Source organism: Paenibacillus jilunlii, from assembly GCF_900102965.1.
Lineage (GTDB): Bacteria > Bacillota > Bacilli > Paenibacillales > Paenibacillaceae > Paenibacillus_AQ > Paenibacillus_AQ jilunlii.
The window spans coordinates 198,646-220,967 of the sequence record NZ_FNGM01000008.1; the positions used below are offsets into that span (position 1 = coordinate 198,646).

The 22,322-nt window shown below is 50.0% G+C and carries 20 protein-coding genes; 17 read left to right on the forward strand and 3 right to left on the reverse strand.

The features are described from left to right. Positions 1-27: 27 nt before the first annotated feature. The 3 genes from BLQ82_RS15690 to BLQ82_RS15700 all read left to right on the forward strand — a co-directional run bounded on the left by BLQ82_RS15690 (position 28) and on the right by BLQ82_RS15700 (position 4,533). The gene (locus tag BLQ82_RS15690) at positions 28-549 is read left to right on the forward strand and encodes a GNAT family N-acetyltransferase (RefSeq protein ID WP_208810635.1); all 522 of its coding nucleotides are present in this window, start codon (positions 28-30) and stop codon (positions 547-549) included. A gap of 358 nt (positions 550-907) precedes the next feature. Continuing rightward, positions 908-2,677 (forward strand): ABC transporter ATP-binding protein, encoded by a 1,770-nt coding sequence (locus tag BLQ82_RS15695; protein WP_062524603.1) that lies wholly within the window; start codon positions 908-910, stop codon positions 2,675-2,677. After that, complete coding sequence (locus BLQ82_RS15700) at positions 2,674-4,533, forward strand: ABC transporter ATP-binding protein (protein WP_062524601.1); 1,860 nt, start codon at positions 2,674-2,676, stop codon at positions 4,531-4,533. Before BLQ82_RS15695 ends, BLQ82_RS15700 begins: the two co-directional genes overlap by 4 nt. A gap of 480 nt (positions 4,534-5,013) precedes the next feature. Here BLQ82_RS15700 and BLQ82_RS15705 read toward each other — a convergent pair whose 3' ends face one another. Then, a complete protein-coding gene (locus tag BLQ82_RS15705) occupies positions 5,014-5,262 on the reverse strand; it encodes a DUF7667 family protein (protein WP_062524599.1) in 249 nt (82 codons plus the stop codon). 411 nt (positions 5,263-5,673) lie between these two features. Here BLQ82_RS15705 and BLQ82_RS15710 point away from each other — a divergent pair, with 411 nt between their 5' ends. Both BLQ82_RS15710 and BLQ82_RS15715 read left to right on the forward strand, forming a co-directional pair. Then, a complete protein-coding gene (locus tag BLQ82_RS15710) occupies positions 5,674-5,799 on the forward strand; it encodes a PTS glucose transporter subunit IIA (RefSeq protein ID WP_244280817.1) in 126 nt (41 codons plus the stop codon). Between the two features lie 101 nt (positions 5,800-5,900). After that, complete coding sequence (locus BLQ82_RS15715) at positions 5,901-7,358, forward strand: glycoside hydrolase family 1 protein (protein WP_062524597.1); 1,458 nt, start codon at positions 5,901-5,903, stop codon at positions 7,356-7,358. Positions 7,359-8,071: 713 nt separating this feature from the next. On the opposite strand, the gene BLQ82_RS15720 is transcribed toward BLQ82_RS15715, so the two are convergent. Both BLQ82_RS15720 and BLQ82_RS15725 read right to left on the reverse strand, forming a co-directional pair. After that, positions 8,072-9,112 (reverse strand): HD-GYP domain-containing protein, encoded by a 1,041-nt coding sequence (locus BLQ82_RS15720; protein ID WP_062524590.1) that lies wholly within the window; start codon positions 9,110-9,112, stop codon positions 8,072-8,074. 88 nt (positions 9,113-9,200) lie between these two features. Continuing rightward, positions 9,201-9,914, reverse strand: a complete 714-nt coding sequence (locus BLQ82_RS15725) for a molybdenum cofactor biosynthesis protein (RefSeq protein WP_062524588.1) — start codon at positions 9,912-9,914, stop codon at positions 9,201-9,203. Positions 9,915-10,068: 154 nt separating this feature from the next. On the opposite strand from BLQ82_RS15725, the gene BLQ82_RS15730 reads away from it, so the two are divergent. From BLQ82_RS15730 to BLQ82_RS15785, 12 genes are all read left to right on the forward strand, one after another. Next, entirely contained in the window at positions 10,069-11,508 is a 1,440-nt protein-coding gene (locus BLQ82_RS15730) for a bifunctional metallophosphatase/5'-nucleotidase (RefSeq protein ID WP_074648282.1), read from the forward strand. A 51-nt stretch (positions 11,509-11,559) separates the two neighbouring features. Beyond that, positions 11,560-12,387 carry an undecaprenyl-diphosphate phosphatase gene (locus BLQ82_RS15735; RefSeq protein WP_062524584.1) on the forward strand — a complete coding sequence of 276 codons (828 nt, stop codon included), beginning with the start codon at positions 11,560-11,562 and terminating at the stop codon, positions 12,385-12,387. Positions 12,388-12,496: 109 nt separating this feature from the next. Then, positions 12,497-13,600 carry an HD-GYP domain-containing protein gene (locus tag BLQ82_RS15740; protein ID WP_062524582.1) on the forward strand — a complete coding sequence of 368 codons (1,104 nt, stop codon included), beginning with the start codon at positions 12,497-12,499 and terminating at the stop codon, positions 13,598-13,600. A gap of 239 nt (positions 13,601-13,839) precedes the next feature. Then, complete coding sequence (yfkAB, locus tag BLQ82_RS15745) at positions 13,840-14,976, forward strand: radical SAM/CxCxxxxC motif protein YfkAB (protein WP_062524580.1); 1,137 nt, start codon at positions 13,840-13,842, stop codon at positions 14,974-14,976. Between the two features lie 18 nt (positions 14,977-14,994). Further along, on the forward strand, positions 14,995-16,356 hold the full coding sequence (locus tag BLQ82_RS15750) for a hemolysin family protein (protein ID WP_062524578.1): 1,362 nt from the start codon (positions 14,995-14,997) through the stop codon (positions 16,354-16,356). 1,097 nt (positions 16,357-17,453) lie between these two features. Continuing rightward, the gene (locus BLQ82_RS15755; RefSeq protein WP_062524576.1) at positions 17,454-18,119 is read left to right on the forward strand and encodes a response regulator transcription factor; all 666 of its coding nucleotides are present in this window, start codon (positions 17,454-17,456) and stop codon (positions 18,117-18,119) included. Between the two features lie 81 nt (positions 18,120-18,200). Further along, positions 18,201-19,115, forward strand: a complete 915-nt coding sequence (locus BLQ82_RS15760) for an ABC transporter ATP-binding protein (RefSeq protein WP_062524572.1) — start codon at positions 18,201-18,203, stop codon at positions 19,113-19,115. 115 nt (positions 19,116-19,230) lie between these two features. Further along, the gene (locus BLQ82_RS15765) at positions 19,231-19,938 is read left to right on the forward strand and encodes an ABC-2 transporter permease (RefSeq protein ID WP_208861951.1); all 708 of its coding nucleotides are present in this window, start codon (positions 19,231-19,233) and stop codon (positions 19,936-19,938) included. Positions 19,939-19,953: 15 nt separating this feature from the next. After that, positions 19,954-20,847 carry a sensor histidine kinase gene (locus BLQ82_RS15770; RefSeq protein WP_062524567.1) on the forward strand — a complete coding sequence of 298 codons (894 nt, stop codon included), beginning with the start codon at positions 19,954-19,956 and terminating at the stop codon, positions 20,845-20,847. Positions 20,848-21,057: 210 nt separating this feature from the next. Next, positions 21,058-21,273: a spore coat associated protein CotJA gene (locus BLQ82_RS15775; protein WP_062524565.1), complete on the forward strand. Its 216-nt coding sequence runs from the start codon at positions 21,058-21,060 to the stop codon at positions 21,271-21,273. Between the two features lie 3 nt (positions 21,274-21,276). Beyond that, positions 21,277-21,543, forward strand: coding sequence for a spore coat protein CotJB (locus tag BLQ82_RS15780; RefSeq protein ID WP_062524563.1), 267 nt, complete (start codon positions 21,277-21,279; stop codon positions 21,541-21,543). 58 nt (positions 21,544-21,601) lie between these two features. Beyond that, positions 21,602-22,171, forward strand: a complete 570-nt coding sequence (locus tag BLQ82_RS15785) for a manganese catalase family protein (protein WP_062524561.1) — start codon at positions 21,602-21,604, stop codon at positions 22,169-22,171. Positions 22,172-22,322: the final 151 nt, after the last annotated feature.

Genomic DNA, 22,322 nt, shown 5'->3' on the forward strand with positions numbered 1-22,322 from the left:
AGTTGCTGAGGTAAGGAGAGTACCTAAATGAACGGGAATAACATGATTGTCATAGAGACCCCACGGCTGAACATCAGGAAATACACGGAAGAGGACACCGCTGCTTTATTCGCCATTTTGTCAGATCCCATAACGATGGCCTTCTGGCCGGCCCCTTTCAGCTCCAGGCAAACTGAGGAATGGATCGAACGGAATATCCAATCGTATATCACACAAGGCTTTGGAAGATGGGCAGTTGAATTAAAAGATACGGGCCGGCTTATCGGTGATGCAGGAATCATGAAGTCGGAATTGAACGGCAGCGTGGAAAACGATTTGGGGTATATTATTCATTCGAATTACTGGAGACAAGGATACGCCTATGAAGCAGCCAAGAGCATCTTAAGCTATGCCCTTCAGGAACTTGGGTTGGCTCGGATCTGTATCAATATGCCGGCAGATCATGCCGCCTCTGAAGGGGTGGCCATTAAGCTTGGCTTGAACAAGGAAACAGAATATAGAAACAGGCGCAACCGTGATATACTGACTTGCTTATACAGCACCTTTTAAAGTAAATCAAATCCACGAGAAGCTGTCCCTTAACAGATTGGTCTGTTGGGGGCAGCTTTTTTGCTGCTTCACGACAATCAAAAAAGAATAAGTATGCAGAATATACAAAAAAAGGTTGGCTGTTGACGATACGAAAATAGACTGAATTTTGGTTAATCTTAATCCAATAGTATTTAAGAGGAAATGGGAGCATTTAAAGCTGAAGCCAGCCTTTTCCTGCGGAAGAAGCCTGCATTTATCGGGAATAACCGTGAAAACGGTGATTTCTCCACTTTGCTGCATTAAAACAGGGGTGATAAACTGCATAAAGTCACTAAAATGGAAGCGCTAAAAATCTAACGCTTTAAGGAGGAGAGATATGGATGTTCTCAGGCAACTGCGGGGCTTTTACCGGGAGAAGCTGCATTATCTGATTCTGTCGATTTTTTGTTTGGCCGCCGCAACTGCAGTGGGGCTTATTACCCCCAATTTGTTAAGACGTTTGATTGATGAGGTTATTGTTCCCCTGAAGTTTACTGAGGTGCCCGTACTTGCTATCAGCGTATTGGCGGTAGTGTTCGTCAAAGCCTGCCTGCAGTTCGCCCATGGATTTTTTGGAGGACGGCTGGGCAACTTTCTGGCCTACCGGCTGCGCAATGCCTGCTATGAGAAGCTGCAATTCCTGTCTTTCCGCTATTATGATACTGCAAAGACAGGCGACCTGATGTCCCGGTTGACCGGGGACCTTGAGGCGATCCGGCTGTTCATCGGTTTCGGATTTGCCCAACTGCTGAATGTGTTTTTTATGGTATTGTTCGGCTCTATTATGATGTTCACGATCAATTGGCAGCTAACGCTGATCACGCTGATCACTATGCCGTTTCTGGCTGCGGTCGCATTCAGATTCGAATCCAAGATTCATCCGGCCTTTCAGGAGATGCGGCTTGCGCTAAGCTCTCTGACAACGGCTGTCCAGGAGAATGTCACCGGTGTGCGGACCGTCAAATCGTTTGCCAGAGAGGCTTACGAGGTAGAGAAGTTCTCGCACCGTAATGAACGCTATAAGGATAATCAGATTTTTGCCGCAGAGCTGTGGAGCAAGTTTTTCCCGGTGATGGAGCTGTTGGCTTCGGTCAGTGTGGCGATCTTGCTCGGGGTTGGCGGAACACTCGTGATCAAGGGGCATATGTCGCTTGGTGAGCTTGTAGCCTTTTTCAGCTTAATCTGGTATATTATCGGCCCTGTATGGGGCCTTGGCTTCCATATCAACAACTATACGCAATCCAAAGCTTCCGGAGAACGCGTGCTTGAAGTGCTTAACCAGCACATCGATGTGAAGGATAAAGAGAATGCCCGTGAGCTGGCGGCTGCTGAAGTGCAGGGTGAGGTTGTTTTTGATCATGTGACGTTTGCCTACGGCAACAAAATGCCTGCGGTCAAGGATATTCATTTCAGCGCCAAACCGGGGGCGGTCATTGGGTTCCTCGGCGGGACCGGCTCCGGGAAATCGACCATTATTCAGTTGATGATGCGGGCATACGATGTGAACAAAGGCAGTATCCGGCTGGATGGGGTGGACATCCGCGAATATAATGTCCGCAGCCTGCGGTCGCAGATTGCCACGGTGTTCCAGGAAACGTTCCTGTTCTCCTCTTCCATCCGCAATAATATTTCGTACGGCTTGAAGAATGTGAATATGGAGGAGATTATCCGCGCCGCCAAGCTTGCCAAAGCCCATGATTTCATTATGGAAATGCCGGAAGGATATGATACTGTGGTTGGCGAGCGGGGGATGGGGCTCTCAGGCGGCCAGAAGCAGCGTATTGCCATTGCCAGAGCGCTCCTGAAGAATCCGCGGATTCTGATTCTCGATGATGCGACCAGTGCCGTCGATATGGAGACAGAGCATGAGATCCAGGCCGGGTTCCAGGAGGTTATGCGCGGGCGGACCACCCTGATTATTGCCCACCGGATATCCTCGCTGCGGCATGCTGATCAGATTATTGTCATGAATGAGGGGAATATGGTTCAGCAGGGCACCCACCAGGAGCTGATCGGGGTTCCGGGTCCTTACCAGGATGTCTACCGGATTCAATACGCCGATTATCTCGCCAGGGACAATGGAAGAGGGGCAGGTGATCCGGCATGAAGCTTGAAGCAAACCAAGGGAATTCCGCAAAAATAAAGCAAAATACTGCCCGGGAGCAGACCCTGGAGGAACGGTTCGTATACAAAGACGATGATGTCATCGACAAGGCATTTGACTGGAAGCAGTTCACCCGGCTGTTCAGTTATATGAAGCCTTACGCACGGCAGATGCTGCCGCTTGTGTTGGTCATGATGATCCTCGGCACCGTTACGAAGCTGACCGTCCCTTACCTGACGAGTATGGCCATCGACAAGGCGATTGCTCCCAAGTCGGGGAATCCCAGTCTGACACTGCTGTACACTTTAACTGCCGCTGTGATTGTGCTCTATCTGATCCAATGGATCGCCGGGGTCTACCGGATCAAATATACGAATGTAATCGGACAGCGGGTGATCTATGATTTGCGCTCGGACCTGTTCCGGCATATTCAGAAGCTTTCTTTCAATTTCTTCGATAAACGTCCGGCGGGTTCAGTGCTGGTGCGGGTTACCAATGATATCAACTCCCTGCAGGACCTGTTCACGAACGGGGTCGTCAACTTGATGATCGATTGTGTGCAGCTGCTCGGAATCATGGTGATTCTGCTGCTGATCAACTGGAAGCTGGGACTTGCAGTGATGATCACCGTACCTATTATGTTTTTTGTCTCCACCAAGCTGCGCCAGAAGATCCGGATAGCCTGGCAGGATGTGCGGATGAAGAACTCGCGGATTAACTCCCATCTGAATGAGTCGATTCAGGGGATTCGGGTCACTCAGGCGTATACCCAGGAAAAGGAAAATATGAACTATTTCGACGCCATGAATATGGATAGCCGGAAATCCTGGAACAGAGCTTCGGCAATGAACCAGGCGTTTGGCCCGATTATTGAAATTACAGGCGGCTTCGGCACGATGATCCTGTTCTGGTTCGGGGCTTATCTGATCCAGACGGGTGACCTTACGGTAGGGTTCCTGGTGGCGTTCAGCACCTATGTCAGCAACTTCTGGGACCCGATCAACCGGCTCGGGCAGATGTATAACCAGCTGCTGGTGGCGATGGCTTCTTCGGAGCGGATCTTTGAATATCTGGATGAACAGCCTGCTGTTCAAGATAATCCGGGGGCAACACCGCTGCCGAAGATTAAGGGCGACATTAAATTCAACAAAGTAGTGTTCGAATATGAAAAAGGCCGGGCGGCACTAAAAGGCATCGATCTCGATGTTAAAGCAGGCCAGTCCATCGCTCTTGTCGGACATACCGGCTCCGGCAAAAGCACCATCATTAACCTGATCGGCCGGTTCTATGATATCAAAAGCGGCAGCATCACCATCGACGGCAAGGATACACGGGAAGTGACGCTGCAAAGTCTGCGCGAGCAGATCGGGATCGTGCTGCAGGATACCTTTATTTTCTCAGGGACAATCCGGGACAATATCCGCTTTGGGCGGCTGGATGCGACGGATCAGGAGGTCGAGGAGGCAGCCAAGGCCGTGGATGCGCATGATTTCATCAGCAAGCTGCCCGGAGGCTACGAGACCGAGGTCGAGGAACGCGGCAGTGCGCTCTCTATGGGACAACGCCAATTGCTGTCCTTTGCCCGGGCGCTGCTGGCCAATCCGCGGATTCTGATCCTGGATGAAGCGACAGCAAGCATTGACACCGAAACGGAGATCAAGATCCAGGAGGCGCTGAAGATTCTGCTCCAGGGCCGGACCTCCTTCATTGTCGCCCACCGGCTGTCAACCATCCGCCATGCGGATAAGATTGTTGTACTTGATCACGGCGAGATCAAGGAAGAAGGAACCCATGCCGAGCTTACGGCGCATGATGGCATCTATAACGGCTTGATCGAAGCGCAATTCCGCTTCCTGTAGCCTAGAACAGCAGCAGCCCTTTCCGGCACGTTCAAGTGTGGGAGGGGCTGCTTTGTTTTAATGATGGAGAACACGATGCCCCATAGAAGGCTCTTCTCTGAAACTTCACCGTCGGAAGTGCCGCTTAAAGAGAGCGGCAGGGGTGTCTATTGCACTTTGTACAGCAGATTACCCCATAATCCATCAAAAAAATAGAATCTATTGTATTTAATACAGCAGAATCCCGCGGAAAAGAAGCTTTGGATGCGAAATTCAGAAATCTGTTGCACCAAATACAGCAGAATGCGATTTATCACAAAAGGAAGAGCTTTCTATTGCATAAAGTGCAATCACTCCAAAAATCTCTTCAGAGTAATCTGACATCTGGCATCATCTGGCATCGGACATCGGGCTACTGGGTAATAACACTACAGTTTCTCCTTAGCGGCTAACTCTTCTATAGGTCTACCTACTATAGCACAGCCGCTGCTGAGTCTGCGGTTACTTGCGCCGCCTGCCCGCTCTGCCGGTCACGCGGACTTCGTACATTTGCGCGCTGATCTCCTGCTGCCACTGGGCATCATCTGTATCTGCGGCCAGCCTTGCCTCATTGCTCAGCCGCGCCATTTCCCAGCAGTACATGGCGTTCGCCTGCAGACAATGCCGCTGCTCGGTTTCTTCATCGCTTGTCAGTAGACGCTGACAGCTTAAGGTGTACAGTTCCGCAAGCCGCTGATGAATGCCTAGCATATTTTCCCTCCTGAAATTTTTATGAGCATAAGCAGCTTGAACAGCATCGTACAAAACTGGCTTTGAAAGCGTCCGCTTAGTTTGTTAGGATATCTTTAGTGGTACGGCATCGTACAAACTCACATCGTATGCACCCGGATACCCTCTGCTGTTATCAGCCTCGCCACAGAAATAATGATCCAAACCCGGGCGCCATACCTGATATGAAATTTTTATAAAACAAATAGAATACGCAGTTAAAAGCTTGATGTGGATCATCCACACTGGCCCCTGTGTTCGGGGTCACCGGACCAACGATTTACGGAGTTACCCTGAAGCAGCGGCAGAGGAGACAAGAGCCGAGCCGTCTGTGATACAGGGGTTACTCAAATCGATAAAGAACAAATCGCAAATCCGCTGGCGGGAGTGCTGGTGCCGCTGGAAAGTCTGCCGGACGAAGCTTTTGCCTCAGGGGCCATGGGAAAAGGGATTGTGATTGAGCCCTCGTCCGGGATGCTGACCTCGCCTGTAAACGGAACAGTTATCTGGATGTCCTGAAGAATACAGGTACAGAAGTAAGTAATGGCGAGCTTTTGCTAACACTAATCCACTAGAGGCTTAAGAGACAATAAGAAGATTGGAAGAGAGGGAGCGTAATCATGACTGATACGAAAAAAGGTTTTCCAGAGAATTTTCTATGGGGCGGGGCAACTGCCGCAAATCAGCTGGAAGGCGCATTCGATGCAGACGGCAAGGGCTTGTCCAGTGCGGATATGGTCGCTTATGTGCCCAAGGCGGAGCGCAGCAATGACCATGCGATTGAGATTACGTCCGAGCGGATTGGGCAGATTTTGTCCGGGGAATTTAAGGCACGGTTCCCAAAACGGGAAGGGGTGGATTTCTATCACCGGTACAAAGAGGACATTGCTCTTTTTGCCGAGATGGGGTTCAAGGTCTTCCGTCTGTCGATCAACTGGGCGCGGATCTTTCCGAATGGCGATGATGCCGAGCCGAATGAAGCGGGCTTGCAGTTCTATGACAATGTATTTGACGAGCTGCATAAATACGGCATTGAGCCGCTGGTAACGCTGGCCCATTACGAGACACCGCTGGGTCTGACGCAGAAATACAACGGCTGGGCCTCACGTGAAGTCATTTCATGTTTTACCCGTTATGCAGAAACCGTGTTCCGGCGTTACCAGGGTAAGGTGAAGTACTGGATTACCTTTAATGAGATCAACATGATGACCCTGAGCCCGTTCACCGGAGGCGGCGTTGTCATTGACCGGGCGGAGAACAAGCTGCAGACGATCTATCAGGCGCTTCATCACCAGTTCGTGGCGAGCGCTCTGGCTACTAAGCTGCTGCATGAGATCATCCCGGGATCGCAAATGGGCTGCATGCTGGCCCGGATGGAGAGCTATGCGAATACCTGCAACCCTGAGGATGTAAGGCTTAACCAGCATGAGAACCAGATGAATCTGTATTTTACGGATGTGCATGCCCGGGGAGAATACCCTAAATACATGGACCGCTACTTCGCCGAAAATAATGTCGTTCTTCACAAAGAACCGGGCGACGATGAGATCCTGAAGCTCCATACTGTGGATTATGTGGCATTCAGCTACTATATGACGCTGACCGTATCGGCCAGTCCGGAAGGGGAGCGGGCACAGGGCAACCTGTTCGGCGGTGTGAAGAATCCGTACTTGAAGGCTTCGGAATGGGGCTGGCAGATTGACCCGGTCGGACTAAGAATTATGCTGAACACCATGTACGACCGTTACCAGAAACCTTTGTTTATTGTGGAAAATGGCCTCGGCGCGTATGACAAAGTAGAAGCTGACGGTTCCATCCATGACAGCTACCGCATCGACTATCTCCGCCAGCACATCGCCCAGATGAAAGAAGCGATCCTGGACGGCGTAGAGCTGATCGGCTATACAAGCTGGGGACCCATTGACCTGGTGAGCATGTCCACCTCGGAGATGTCCAAGCGTTACGGCTTCATCTATGTGGATCTGGATGATGACGGCAACGGAACCTTGAACCGTTCGAAGAAGGACTCCTTCCACTGGTACAAAAAAGTCATCGCCAGCAACGGTGCGGAGCTGTAGGAGGAGCCTGGAAGCGGCTGTGGCTGAGCTGTAGCTGTGACGGATAGCGGTTTAGTGCGCAATGTGCAGAAACCAGCTGAAGATAAAAACAGGAGATTTCCAAACCGTCCGGTGAGGGAGTCTCCTGTTTTTCTTGTTTTGTAGAAGATTAGGATTGCCTTCTGTTGTGGAAGGTGCGAGTGTTTTGGACCTGCGTGTCTGCTGTGCAGGAGGGACCCCGGACTCAGAGGTCAAAAGGGTAGCGCGTGGGGAACTGCAGGAAGTGAAGTGGAATTAGTTCACTTAATATAGATGAAAACGTACTCTGCGGAGGGTTTAGTGGGAAAAAGTAGACTTAATTGAAGCGAATTCACCTAAAACGACCTAAAACGGTGGAAGTCGGTCGAATTAGTTATCCTTTTTCCCACTAAGGCTTGCTGGGAAGCGAAATGGAGTAATCAAAGTTCACTTTTTCCACTTGAGCTTACAGCCAGGCCGGATAATTGAACACATACTTTGCAAATCCAGCTCACAATTGGATTCGTCCACACACGCGCATGCGTTAACCCAAGCCCCCCCGTGGAGGAACTCCCGGGGGCCAACTGCCACAGTAAAGCTTTGAAGCTCCCGCCCTTTGCGAGGCAAAGCAGGGAGCTTCAAGGCGGGCTTAACGCGCCGAAGATTCCTTCCGTCCACCTTAGCCGCAGTGTTCCGCCAAGCTTCCGGGTGTCGTTTTACTCCATATAAATCTCAACCACTGCAATCTTGCGTTCGCGGGCCAAATCCAGAAATTTGCCTTCAATCTGTACGAGCGGCCGGAAGACGTCCAGCGGATTGTTCATGATTATCACGCCCACGTCACCAGTACTGAGCAGCACGCGTTTTCCAATGAAATTGGGCATCAGATGCTGGATGAAGGCCTGTACCGGCTTGCCGTTCAGCTTGCCGAAGCTAAGTGAGTTAATCTCACGCAATACAGAGATCAGCTCCTGCTTGGATTGGTAGATCCGCTTAGAGGTCATGGCGCTATATATGTCGGCCACGGCAGCAATCTGGGAATAGGGGTGTATATCATCCTTGGTCAGGTTATGCGGGTACCCGGAACCGTCTTCACGTTCATGATGCTGAAGTGCCACCAGGGCGGTGTAGGGGTCATCCATGGAATTGCGGATAATTTCATAGCCATAAATCGTATGTAATTTCACTTCGTCAAATTCGGCGGCAGTGAGTTTGCCCGGCTTGTTCAGAAGATCAGGGGAAATCCGGCATTTGCCGATATCAATCAAATAGCCGGCCCGGCCGATTTCGTAACACTCCTTCTTGGAATATCCAAGCCAGGTTGCTATATAATAAGAAAGCATGCCCACTTGCAGGGAATGGTTGTATGTATAATTATCCTCCCGGTCAAGCAGAAGCAGTAATGAAACCACATCCTTGTGTTTGTCCAGGGAATCCAGCGAGGGCTGAAGAATGTCATCCACAACGGCCTGGTTGAAGCTGCCCTTCGTCAACGCTTCCATATATACCGATTCAAAACCGTCAATCATGGTATCGAAATTTCTGGAAGCGGACTGAATGACGGAAGATCTGCCTGAAGGCGCAGGTTCCTCCTGGAGGACTTCGATATCAACATAATCTACTCCGTGCTGCATCAGCTTAGCGATCTCTTCGATTTGAAGCTGTGACCCTTTGGGTAATACATGAAGCCCTCTTGAGTTAAAGGTATCCATCTTCAGGTAATCACCCGGTTTCAGATCCGTTACGTGTACTCTCAATGACTATGCCACCTTACATTAGCGATTTTTTCCAGCATAGCAACAAAGCAGGAATTATTCAATGGTTTGTAATGTGAACGGGCAAAGCTCACAGGCTGCCGTAATCCTTAGCTTTGGGATCAGCCCCCAGCCACTGTTCTCCAGAGTCGCTGATGTCTTTTTTCCATACAGGTACGGATGCCTTCAGTTTCTCGATGGCATACCGGCTGGCTTCATAGCAGCTGTCGCGGTGGGCCGCAGAGACTGCGATGATTACACTTGCTTCCTTGAGGGCTACGAGTCCGGTACGGTGGGCAATAGCGCAGCGGGCATTCCACCGTTCTTCGACCTCCTTGCCGATTTCCTCCAGCTTGGCGAGGGCCATAGGGGTATAAGCTTCATAATGCAGCGCGGTTGTGCGCTGGGCGCCGGTCATTTCCCGGGTCGTGCCAACGAACAGCAGGGAAGCGCCATGATTTGCATCCAGCACTTTATCCAGCAAGGCCTCCCCGTTCAAGGGCTGATCCGTGATGCTGAACCTTCCGTCTGGGGTTGCCTGCTCCTCTGAAGCCGGCTCTCCCCCGGAGACGGGAGGAATCAGCGCAACCTCGGAAGCTTCGGATATGACGGAGTCATCCGGTGCATACTCATGGTCAATGGCAACTAAGGATACCTTAATCTGCGGAGCGGCTTCCGGATAGGACGCAGAGAGCAGCTCCTTCAATCTTCCCGCAGTAAGGGGAGACTCATGGAAGTGAAAGGCCAGAGAGGAGGAGCCCATAACCTCTGCCAGGCCGGCGAACAGACGAATTGTCACGTGCATGCTTGATTCACCTCGGAATGTATAGGATATGTAGCTTTCAATAATGATTCCAATATACCATATTGAGCTTGAAAATGTTATGCTAGGCACTATAAGATCACATGCCTGCCGCTTAAAATAAAACGGCTTTACAGGTGGGAGGGAAGACAAGCATATGGAGCGGGCATTGCAAAGATTGACCCTAATTCATACGAATGATATACATAGCCACTTTGAAATGATGAGCCCCATTGCTGCAGAAATCGCTAACCTGAAGGCAGCGGCCGGTGATGAGCCCGTACTGCTGCTGGATATTGGTGATCATATGGACCGGGCGGCGGTTGAGACTGAAGGCACCATGGGACAGGCAAATATCGATATGATCAACCTGACGGGCTATGATGCGGTTACGATCGGCAATAATGAAGGGCTGACGTTCTCCCGGGAGATTCTTTCTGCCCTGTATGCGGGGCTTCAATGTCCGGTGGTATGCTGCAACATCCTGGAGAGTGCGACCGGAGAGGCGCCCGGATGGATGAAGCGCCATGTCATTCTGAAGAAGGAAGGCATCAGGATAGGCATTACCGGGGCTACTGCAGCCTTCGCTTCGTTCTACAGGCTGCTGGGCTGGGAAGCGCTGGACCCGGAAGAAGCGCTGCGTGAACAATGTGAGCTGCTGGCTCCGCAGGTGGATCTCCTGATTATCCTTTCCCATCTGGGGCTTCCGGCGGATCAGCGGCTGGCGGAGCAGCTTCAGGGGGTTCATGCCATTCTGGGCGGGCACACGCACCATATGCTGGAGACTCCGCAGATGATCAACGGAACAGCTGTCTGCGGGGCCGGCAAATTCGGCCGTTATATCGGACGGCTTATTTTTGAGCGGGCTCACACCGGTACAGCCTTCGAACTGGTGAGCGGCCGCTGCTTCCCGGTTGATCCTTCGCTTACCGAGGATGTGCTCGCGCCTGCGGCAGCGCTGCATTTGCAGAATGGACGCGAGGTTCTTGACGAAACTGTAGCCATCACAGACCGGGAGCTTTCCCTGGATACAGAGGGGGAATCTCCTTTTGGCAATCTGCTGGCTCAGGCTGTCCGCCGCTTCACAGCAACCCCAATATCCCTGGTCAACAGCGGACAATTGCTTGGACCTCTGCCGCAAGGCAACATTACGGCAGGAATGCTGCACGCGCTGTGCCCTTCTCCGGTTAATGCCTGTATTATCCAGCTAAAAGGGAAGGACATCCGCAAGGCGCTTGAGCAGAGCAGGACTGAAGCGTTCTACAATAAGGCGATTTTTGGCTACGGCTTCCGGGGGAAGCTGCTGGGCAGCCTGGCTGTCGATGGATTAAAAATCCTGTACGATCCAGGGGTCTTGCCTTATGATAACGGTATCGCCGTTTTTGTCGGCGGGGAGCCGCTGGATGACGAGGCCGTCTATTCTGTCGGAACACTGGATATGTTCACTTTCCGCATAGGGTATGAGAGTCTTGCGGATGGAGCCGAACCGCTGTATCTGCTGCCTCATTTCCTGCGGGATCTGCTGCGGATGGAGCTGCAAAGGCCGGGAAGCCTGGATGAATGTGCAGTTCTCCGCTGGGTGGACGGGTCTGACTAACCGCGATGATTTCTTTTTCACTTTCATTTTTTCAATAATCAGGAGGATTATATGGACACGATTACAGCAATAATTCTGGCAATTGTAGAAGGAATAACTGAATTTATCCCGGTATCATCCACGGGGCACATGATTTTAACCACTAAGCTGCTGGGCTTTGACGAGCAGTCGCCGATTATGAAAACTTATGAGATTGTCATTCAGCTTGGAGCCATTCTGGCCATTGCCCTGGTGTACCGCCAGCGGATTCTGAACCTGCTGGGTATCGGACGCAGCCGTTCAGGCAGAGGCGGAGTGATGCCGGCCTCCAGATTGAATCTGATTCATGTCCTTCTCGGGATTGTACCGGCGCTTGCGGTAGCTTTTTTTGCCCGTGATTTCATTAAAGGACTCTTTGGTGCTTCCACAGTGCTCTGGGCGCTTGTCGCCGGCGGGGTGCTGATGATCGTTGCAGAATGGGTGAACAGACGGAAGATCCGGATTACCGCGCATGAGCTGGATGACTTATCGTACGGACAGGCGCTGGCGATTGGCCTCTACCAGATTATTTCCGTGCTGTGGCCGGGATTTTCCCGGTCCGGTTCAACGATCTCAGGCGGTATGCTGAGCGGGGTCAGCTACAAGGCTTCGGCGGACTTCTCGTTCCTGATTGCCATACCGATTATGTGTGCGGCATCCGGTTATGAGCTGCTTGATTCCTATCAGTATTTTACCAAAGATACGATTATGGATTTCGCGATCGGATTTGTCATTTCATTTATTGTCGCCTACCTGGTGGTGGTTGCGTTCATGAAGCTGATCCAGAAGATCCGGCCGACCCATTTCGCGATTTACCGTTTTATTCTGGCTGCGGTGTTCTGGTTGTTTATTATGCGTTAATCTATAGGCTCTTGACTAATCGCTCAAGGTAACGGTATATACAGAGAGTGTCAACTGGGGATTTTGGAACAATATAGCAATTTACCGTTAAAGGCAGGAGTGAACCAAGGTGCGTCTAGTATCCGTGAATCGGCTTCAGGCGGGAATGAAGCTGGGTAAAAAAATATATAATGACGAAGGACTGGTTCTGCTCGCGGATGGAGTAGAGCTAACGGATGCGCTGATCAAGCGGCTGGCCAAGATCGACATCGGCTATATCTACATAGAAGATTCTGTCACGGAGGATGTTGAGATTACAGGCATGCTGCAGGACGAGACGCGCACTCAGGCGCTCAAGGTGGTCCGGAGCCAGTTTCAGCAGATGTCAGGCGCTTCCGGCATTACGAAGGGGTTTTATCATCTGGACAAAAAATTCTCCAAGGTGATGGATTCCATTCTGGATGATCTGGCCACACAGGAAGATCCCATGATCATGCTGCTTGATATGCATACGGCCGACAACTACCTGTATGTTCACTCCCTGAATGTCTGCCTGTATACGCTGGTGCTCGGAATTGCCCATGGCTATAGCAGAGAAGAGCTGCGGGTCATTGGCATGGGCGCGCTGCTGCATGATATAGGCAAAACGCAAATCCCTGTCAAAATCATTCAAAAGCCCGGTATGCTCAGTGACGAGGAGTTCCGTCATATGCAGGCCCATACCGAAATCGGCTACCGGATTCTCAAGGATGAACCGAATATCCCGCTGCTCGCGGCACACTGTGCGCTGCAGCATCACGAGCGCATCGATGGTTCGGGTTATCCGCGCGGGCTGAAAGGGCCGCAAATTCATGAATATGCCAAATGGCTGGGGGTTGCGGATTCCTATGATGCCATGACCTCGAACCGGATCTATAAGAAGGCGATGCTGCCGCATCAGGCAGTTGAAGCGTTGTATGTAGGTTCAGGAACGCTCTATGAGCAGAAGCAATTGGAGCTGTTCCGGGACCGTGTGGCGATCTATCCGCTGGGTCTGACCGTCAAGCTTAGCACCGGTGAGAGCGGAGTGGTGGTCAAAATTGACCCGACCATACCGCACAGGCCGGTTGTCCGTGTCCTGCACGACCCTGATGGTGAGCCCGTGATCCCCTTTGAGCTTGATCTCGGCAGCAAGCTTTCTGTAGTGATTGTGGATGTGACCGATGAAGACGGGGCTGTGGTAAAAACCAAGTGACTTCCGGTTTGAAAGCGAGGCTGGGCAACGGGCAAACGCATAACTGCGCGCCCCATTGCTGTCCCGCTTTTTTTTATTTTCACCTCCTCTATTGGAAGTATTTTCAGCAGAAGGAGGGGCAGACAGCCCCCAAAGTGCAGTTTTTTGCCCAATCGTGGTATGATATAGGTTAAGTCAGCGTTCTTTTTCATTTATTTTGGGTTAATAATAGGAATACGTATCGAAGGAGCACCACGAAAATGAGTATATTAGAGCCATCTTCAACACCAATAAGAGAGCTGTCGCCAAGCTATGATCCATGGGACCCGATCACTTCATTGCGCAAGCATGGGCGTCATGTGCTGACCAGTGTCGAGATGACGGTGACCAATCTGTGCAACATGCGGTGTGAGCATTGTGCGGTTGGCGACAGCCTGACCACTAAAGAAGGAGACATGCTCCCGCTTAAAAATATGCTGGACCGCCTGGAAGAGGTTGAACATCTGCAGACGATCAGCATTACGGGCGGTGAGCCGATGTTCCGGGCCGGTACAGTCGAAAAAACAATTGTGCCACTGCTCAAATATGCCCGTGAGCGGGGCATCCGGTCGCAGATCAATTCCAACCTGACTATGCCGTATTCCCGGTATGAGCAGCTGCTGCCCTATTTGGATGTCATGCATATCTCGTTCAACTACATAAATGGAGATGACTTTCATGAGGTAGGGTTTGCGAACAGCGGCCACCCGGTCTCCAAGGAAGCAGCTTACCGGCTCTATGACACGATGCTGGAAAATTCCCGCCGCTTAAGCAGTGACGGGATGCTGATTTCGGCAGAATCGATGATCAATTACCGGACGCATAAAAAGCTGCCGGCAATCCATAAGCTAATCGGGGACATGGGGGCAAGAAGGCATGAAGTGCATCCGATGTATGCTTCCAGCTTTGCTTCCAAGCTCCCGGTACTGTCCCTGAAGGAAATGGGAGCAGCGGTCCATGACCTGCTGGACCACCGTGATCCAGACATGTGGATGCTGTTCGGTACGCTCCCTTTCTTTGCCTGCAGCTTTCTGGAAGAAGACCAGAAGCTTCTCCGCAGATTGCGGGAGGAAAAAAATGTTACCCTGCGCAACGATCCGGACGGCAGAAACCGTGTGAATGTCAATATGTTCACAGGAGACGTGTTTGTGACGGATTTTGCCGATATCTCCGCCTTTGGCAACATTGGCAGCGGCAAGCTGGATGATATCTTTACCGAGTGGCAGCTGAAGCATCCGCTCAATCAGAAGGTGAATTGCCACTGTGATGAAGCCGGCTGCTGTGGTCCCAATCTTCTCGTAGCCGATATGTATTATCCGAAGGTTGATTTCAAAACTAGAAAAGCGATCACTCTGTAGAAATGGGGCGTTGTTATAGTGCATACGGAATTTGAAGTAGGGAGATTGCTGCTCAATCTTTTGCTGGTTCTGGTGCTCGTAATGTTGAACGGCATATTTGTTGCAGCGGAGTTCTCGCTCGTGAAGGTGAGGCAGTCGCGTCTGACGCAGCTCGTCAGCGAAGGGAACAAGATGGCCGGATATGCGCTGAAGGTCAATAAGAAGCTGGATGCCTATCTGTCGGCTACCCAGTTCGGGATTACGCTTGCCTCGCTGGGGCTGGGCTGGGTCGGGGAACCGGCCATTTCCGAGCTGCTGGTGGAGCCGCTGATGGTCCAGATTGGGGTTACCGACCATACGCTGATCTCCACGGTATCTGTAGTTGTAGGTTTCTCGATCATTACCTTTTTACATATTGTGCTGGGTGAGCTTGCGCCGAAATCCCTGGCCATCCAAAAAACAGAAGGCTCCGCGCTGCTGTTGTCCGCGCCGCTGATGTTCTTTTATAATGTGTTTCTGCCCTTTATCTGGGTGCTGAATGCATCGGCCAATGCGCTACTGAGGCTGGTGGGAGTGGAGCCGGCCAGTGAAGCCGAAGCCGCCCACTCGGAAGAGGAAATCCGCATTCTCATGAACCAAAGTGCCAAGAGCGGTGTCATTGACAAGGATGAGATGAAGCTGATGGACAACATCTTTGAATTCTCTGATCTGCTGGCCCGCGAGGTCATGCTTCCGCGTACAGATATGGATGTGTTATACAGCAATCTTTCTCTGGAAGAAAATATGCGGATTATTACGGAGACCAAACACTCCCGTTATCCGGTGGCTTTTGAGGACAAGGACCGGATTATCGGTTTCATTCATATCACCGATCTGCTGTTTGCCCCGCTGGAGCAGCAGAATGATCTGGCATCGCTGGTCCGGCCTATCCTTAATGTGCCGGAATCCATAGAGATCAGCCATGCGCTGCGGCTGATGCAGAAGAACAAGGCCCAGCTCACACTCGTTGTGGATGAATATGGCGGCACGGCAGGGCTGCTCACAGCCGAGGAGATCCTTGAAGAAATCGTAGGGGACCTGCATGACGAATTCGAGGATGAACGTCCAAGCGTGGAACGCAACGGCGATTACATCTCCGTCGAAGGCCGCATGCTGATTGAAGATGTGAATGACCTTACCGGCGTAGTGATTGAAGACGACGAAGTCGACTCCATCGGCGGCTGGCTCTTCAAGGAGCTGGAGGGCAATCCGTCCAAAGGCAAGCGGGTAGTCGTCGGTGATGTTACCTTCGAGGTGGAGGAAGCCACACGTCTGCGGATCACCAGAATCAACATCCACCGTGAAACGCCTCACGCATCCGAAGAGGATGAAGCCGGTGAAGATGAGGACGGCCTGAAGTAGGCGAACAGCCCGGCCGCTTTAATGCATCTGTGAATATACGTGTTCTGATGGTCCGGATTTCTGCTTTTCGATTTGTTTCCGGTATGGTATGCCCCAAGCTGTCCAAGTCACATGACTTTGGACAGCTTTTTTTGTCGTGCAGGTAATTAGCCAATATACCAGCTCAGTCCGGTTAGCCTGCGGAAGGGAAGGATCCTCCCACTTAACGGCGTTCCTGTCCACAATCTTATTCCAACGAGCGCCTGCTCACCGGCTTCTTGAAAAAATTGTAGAGCGCCTAGCAACATAAAGTGGATTGTATTGGGCAGAGTGTCCCAAGGGCCGGTTTAGCGGTTCTTGGGGCTCTTTTGGCTGTTCAGTCCTGGAAGTGGCAGGTTCACGACGGCGGTTAAGCGGGCGGCGACCAGCGGAGATACTCAAGGGATTGAAAGTGTTGCCGCCGAAAATTACATACAATGGAGCGTGTCTGAACCTATCCAGAAGGCGGTATACTAGAAGCGTGGGAACGAAACATACCATATGACACAGAGCCGCAGGGAGGCGCACAAAACGCAAGAGGCGGCACTAACATAGATTACTGGCTTTATCATTAAGGAGGGGTCACCGTGTCCAAATTGGAGGGCAACGAGCGGTGGAAAACAAAAATGATCATGACCGAACATGTCGAGCAGTTCGAGGGGCAGCGTATTCTTTGAGTGTTACCCCCTGGGTTACTATGAATCGTTCCATCATATTCAAAAGTTGCTGCATGATTTAAACCTTTCGTCGTCTTCTCAATACATAACACGACGAAAATGATATAATTGTAAATATAGAACCCGACAGCGGGGAGCGGAACCTCCTTCTCGATCACACGTTCTCTCGAAGATACAAAGCCCGAATTGTAATCCTCCTTCAAACTGAGGATAAATTCGGGCTTTATACTATCCTCGAAAAGCCAATTCTATATTTTTTGATCAGAAGGAGGACCAAAAATGAAAGTATTGATTGCCATCTTGACCCTCCTGATATTCAGCATGTCGATACGTTGAAAAGATTGTCATATAATCAACAGTATGAAACATTGTATTATACCCAGTAAAAGGTGGCTAGTACCTATGAAAACAATTGCTATTATTGAAGATGATGAACATATCGGAAATATAATGGCAGAAACCTTGTCCCGTCAAGGATATGAGGTTATCCGGGCATACTCAGGCACAGAGGCAATCTTATTGCTTCAACATTGGACACCGGATTTGGTACTGCTTGATTTGATGCTTCCTGGACTAGCCGGCGAGGAGTTGCTCCCCAAAATGAAAGGGATTCCCGTGATTGTAGTCAGTGCCAAAGGTGGGACTGATGATAGAGTGAATCTTCTGTTAGGCGGCGCCTCCGACTATATGACCAAGCCCTTTGAGATAAAAGAACTGCTGGCTCGCATTACCGTTCAACTTCGTAGTCGAAGTGACCATTCTTCCGTCCTCACCTTTGGCGATTTGGTGTTAAGCATGACTTCTCATGAATTAAGCGTACAAAGCCGTCCAGTGCATTTGACAAAAACAGAATTCGCAATCATCAAAATCCTGATGCAAAACCCCACCCAAGCGATTGCAAAATCAGTTCTGCTTGAGCGAATCAGTCTGGATACACCTGACTGTATGGAAAGCTCTCTGAAGGTTCATATCAGCAATATACGCCGTAAACTCCGCGAAGTCAGCGGAAAGGAGTACATTGAGGCCGTATGGGGAATCGGCTTCAAGCTGTGTGAACACCAATCTTAACCTTTTCTTTACGATTCTCTTTACCGCCTTCTTAACATTTTCCCGGTACACTCCATACATCAATTGTAAGGAGGAAATGGAATGGATTATTGTTTGACAACCAATGGCTTGAAAAAGTCATATGGGAATTTCACGGCTTTGAATGGGCTGACGATGAAAGTACCCAAAGGCTCAATTTATGGTTTTGTTGGGAGAAACGGGACCGGCAAGACAACGCTCATTCGTTTGATTTGTGGTTTACAGCAGCCGACGGCAGGCGAATATACGCTGTACGGCAGAAAATACACCGCTAAGGATATTGTAAAATCCCGTCGTCGAATGGGTGCTGTGGTGGAAACGCCGTCGATATATCTCGATTTGACTGCGGAGGAAAATCTCAGAGATCAATATCGTGTATTAGGACTTCCATCGTTCCAAAATATTCCGGAATTGTTGCAGCTCGTGGGTCTGGGAGACGCAGGAAAAAAGAAAGCAAAAAATTTCTCGCTGGGTATGCGCCAGCGTTTAGCCATTGCTGTTGCTCTCGCGGGGGATCCGGATTTTCTTGTTTTGGATGAACCCATCAACGGGCTGGATCCGCAGGGCATCATTGAGATGCGCGAGCTGTTGTTGAAACTTAACAAAGAACGGCAAATCACCATTTTAATCTCCAGTCATATTTTGGATGAGCTATCCAGATTGGCAACCCATTACGGTTTTGTCGATCATGGGCAGATGGTTAAGGAAATCAGTGCAGCGGAATTGCAGGCAGCATGTCGGAAATGCACCCAGCTTAAGGTATCTGATACCGGGGTGCTCGCCCGTGTGCTCGACCAGCGGGGAATGGAATATTCAATCCGTACGCAAAACGAAGCCGAAATGTATGGAATACTAAACGTCACCGACCTTGTTATGGAGCTTGCAAAAAATAATTGTGAAGTCTTTTCTATGAGTGAGCGGGATGAAAGCCTGGAAAGCTACTTTATCGGTTTAACCGGAGGTGGCGAAGTTGAATAGGCTGTTATCTTCGCATTTCACACGCATGTGGAAAAGCAAAACGCTTATGTCTTGCACGGTGGGTATGATGCTGTTTGCCGGTGCAATGCTGTTGGTTATATACAGAGGAACAAGGATGCGTGAAACTAGCCTGCAGCTTAATGAACTGCCGATTTTTCTTTTTACCATTGTGATTGGCGGATTTCTGGCTGCGTTTGTGAGTCTGTTTTTAGGCACAGAATACAGTGACGGCACGATCCGTAACAAGCTGATTGTAGGGCATCGGAAGAGCGGGCTTTACCTGTCCAATTTGCTTATCAGTTTTGTTGCGGGACTGATTTTTGCGATTGTCTATATTGTCATCGTTATGGTGGGCTCCAGCTTGGTACTTGCTTCCTTTGAGGTGGATTGGAATATGATCTTGCTGTCGCTAACAAGCAGTGTGCTGTTAATTATGGCATATGCCTCTTTCTACACCATGATGAGCATGCTGTTTCAGAATAAAGCCGCAGTGGCGGTAACAACCTTAATTACTTTTTTTGTTTTGCTTATCATGGCCACCCAACTGCAAAGCCGGCTAAGTGCAGAGGAATTTTATTTGGTTGATACCCTTACGGATACAGGTAAGTATGTACAGAAGTCAGTGGCTAACCATAACTATCCGCGTGGCACAGAAAGAGCGGTATATCAGTTTTTATATGATTTCCTGCCGACAGGTCAAGCCAATCAAATTGCTATGAATAATGTAGCGGATTTTGTCAAGTTGTGGATTTACTCTTTGGTAATTACTGTGATGACTACAGTGATTGGACTGTTGGGTTTCGGGAAGAAGGACATTAAATAACGAGGAAGATGTGAAATGAAAATCGGATGTTGGCTGTTATTCGGCGTGTTCTTGTTAATCGTTATATTTCTTGTGGGAAAGGTGTACCTTATACGAAAATCCGCACAGGAAATAAAGGACTCACTTAAGGAAATAGTCACATTCGATACCAATATCTTGATTAGCACTTCAAGCCGTGACAGACAGATTCGGCAGTTGGCGGACAGCTTGAACACCCAACTAGGGTTGCTGCGCCGAGAGCGTCACCGTTACCAGCAAGGCGATACAGAGTTGAAGGAAGCAATCACAAATATATCTCATGATTTGCGCACTCCCTTGACTGCGATTTACGGTTACCTCGATTTGTTGAAAGAGGAAAATAAACCGGAATCCGTACAGCGGTATCTTGATCAAATTCAGAACCGGGCGGAGGTCTTAAAGCAACTGACCGAAGAGCTTTTTCTTTATTCGATGATCACGTCGATCCAGGAAATAAATTATCAGCAGTTGACGTTGAACAGGTCGCTGGAGGAAAGTTTGATCTCCTACTACGGTGCTTTTAAGGGGCGGCAAATCGAGCCGGAAATCAAGCTTCCGGATTCGCCGATTTACCGGTCACTTGATCCCACTGCCCTCAGCCGGATTTTTGGGAACATCTTAAGCAATGTCATCAAATACAGTGACGGCGATTTGACGGTAAGTCTGCATGGGGATGGGAAAATCACTTTTACCAATTCCGCCAAGGGATTATCGCTGATTACGGCGGGCAGGCTGTTTGACCGGTTTTATACTGTGGAAAGCGGCAGAAACTCCACAGGATTAGGGCTATCCATCGCAAAAAATTTGACAGAACGTATGGAGGGGCATATAAAGGCTTATTATCAAGACGGAAAACTAACTATTGAATTGTATTTCCCCGAAAGAAGATAATCCATTGTCCTGGAATTTGTGACGTTGATGTCCTCAGATTTTAGTCGTTTGAAACGTTAGAGCGTAGTCCCAAGGTCGTATAGGCTTTTGGGGCTCTTTTTGTTTTTTTTGTAATCAAGTCTTATTACTTGTGTGGTTGTCATAAGCTTGTTAAGAAGGCAATTTCCAGCATTGAAACATTGGGAACAGGAAAAAAGGAGGATCTCTATTATGGAATCACAAGAGAGGGTGTACTACCCTTTTCGGGGACCGTTTGATCCATGCCCACCAGTGCCGTGCAAGACTTTTGTTGTGCCGCCGAATCAATTCATTAATTTTCAGCCGCCGAATTTGCCGCAGTTTTCGCTGCCCGAGGCTTTGAGAGCAGGTACGCTGTGGCCTGCGCTTTTCAGCCCTTATGAATCCAAGAGCAAAGGAGGCAAGTAGTCCATGGAAGCAAATCCTTGCGAGCCCCGTTACTATGAGATGCTGGAACAGCTCCAGGTTCTGGATTTTGCGCTGGTGGAGCTGAATTTGTATCTGGATACTCATCTCGAGGACTTTAATGCTATAGAGCAGTTCAACCAGCTGACCCAGGAACGTACCCGGCTGGCCAACCAGTTCCAGGAGCTGTATGGCCCGCTGCAGAACTTCGGCCGCGCCTATTCGAAATGTCCATGGGAATGGAACCAGACTCCCTGGCCTTGGCAGGTCTAGCGGGCAAGTTTGCGAATGAAGTTTTGTACTCAAAACCTTTAGGAGGGATCATTCCCGAATGTGGATATATGAGAAAAAACTGCAGTATCCGGTGCGTGTCAGCAAATGCGACGTACGGATGGCGCGTTATCTAACGGAGCAGTACGGAGGAGCAGACGGGGAACTGGCAGCTGCGCTGCGGTATATGAATCAGCGGTATGCCATTCCGGATAAAGTTATAGGCGTGTTGACGGATATTTCAACCGAGGAATTTGCCCACCTGGAAATGATCGCCACGATGATCTACAAGCTGACAAAGGATGCGTCTGTGCAGGAGCTCGAAGCCGCCGGGCTTGGCCCGAACTATGCGCAGCGCGACCATGCGCTGTTCTACCAGAATTCGGAGGGCGTGCCATGGACAGCTGCGTACATCCAGGCCAAGGGAGATCCGCTTGCAGATCTCTACGAGGACATCGCTGCCGAAGAAAAGGCCCGGGCTACATACCAGTGGCTGATCGACATGACCGATGATGTGGATCTGCAGGACAGCCTCAAGTTCCTGCGAGAGCGGGAGATTGTGCATGCGTTAAGATTTAAGGAGTCGGTGCAGATTCTTATTGAAAATAAAGATCAGAAAAAAGTGTTTTGACAAGATGTACAGACAGAGGTAAATAGTAAATTTAGCTTGTTAAGGGGCCGCAGGTGTTGTACATCTGCGGCTCTTTTTTTTCCACGAGTTACATACAATCTGGTTCTGGACTTTGTACTAAAAAGAGCGCCTCTGTAACCAACATTTCCTC

Bases quoted from the DNA above. Each gene is read 5' to 3' on its own strand.
- BLQ82_RS15735 (WP_062524584.1), top strand. From the start codon at position 11,560: ATGGACACGATTACAGCAATAATTCTGGCAATTGTAGAAGGAATAACT.
- BLQ82_RS15705 (WP_062524599.1), bottom strand. From the start codon at position 5,262: ATGCTAGGCATTCATCAGCGGCTTGCGGAACTGTACACCTTAAGCTGT.
- BLQ82_RS15780 (WP_062524563.1), top strand. From the start codon at position 21,277: ATGGAAGCAAATCCTTGCGAGCCCCGTTACTATGAGATGCTGGAACAG.
- yfkAB (WP_062524580.1), top strand. From the start codon at position 13,840: ATGAGTATATTAGAGCCATCTTCAACACCAATAAGAGAGCTGTCGCCA.
- BLQ82_RS15755 (WP_062524576.1), top strand. From the start codon at position 17,454: ATGAAAACAATTGCTATTATTGAAGATGATGAACATATCGGAAATATA.
- BLQ82_RS15760 (WP_062524572.1), top strand. From the start codon at position 18,201: ATGGATTATTGTTTGACAACCAATGGCTTGAAAAAGTCATATGGGAAT.
- BLQ82_RS15770 (WP_062524567.1), top strand. From the start codon at position 19,954: ATGAAAATCGGATGTTGGCTGTTATTCGGCGTGTTCTTGTTAATCGTT.
- BLQ82_RS15785 (WP_062524561.1), top strand. From the start codon at position 21,602: ATGTGGATATATGAGAAAAAACTGCAGTATCCGGTGCGTGTCAGCAAA.
- BLQ82_RS15690 (WP_208810635.1), top strand. From the start codon at position 28: ATGAACGGGAATAACATGATTGTCATAGAGACCCCACGGCTGAACATC.
- BLQ82_RS15715 (WP_062524597.1), top strand. From the start codon at position 5,901: ATGACTGATACGAAAAAAGGTTTTCCAGAGAATTTTCTATGGGGCGGG.
- BLQ82_RS15775 (WP_062524565.1), top strand. From the start codon at position 21,058: ATGGAATCACAAGAGAGGGTGTACTACCCTTTTCGGGGACCGTTTGAT.
- BLQ82_RS15695 (WP_062524603.1), top strand. From the start codon at position 908: ATGGATGTTCTCAGGCAACTGCGGGGCTTTTACCGGGAGAAGCTGCAT.
- BLQ82_RS15725 (WP_062524588.1), bottom strand. From the start codon at position 9,914: ATGCACGTGACAATTCGTCTGTTCGCCGGCCTGGCAGAGGTTATGGGC.
- BLQ82_RS15765 (WP_208861951.1), top strand. From the start codon at position 19,231: ATGCGTGAAACTAGCCTGCAGCTTAATGAACTGCCGATTTTTCTTTTT.
- BLQ82_RS15700 (WP_062524601.1), top strand. From the start codon at position 2,674: ATGAAGCTTGAAGCAAACCAAGGGAATTCCGCAAAAATAAAGCAAAAT.
- BLQ82_RS15730 (WP_074648282.1), top strand. From the start codon at position 10,069: ATGGAGCGGGCATTGCAAAGATTGACCCTAATTCATACGAATGATATA.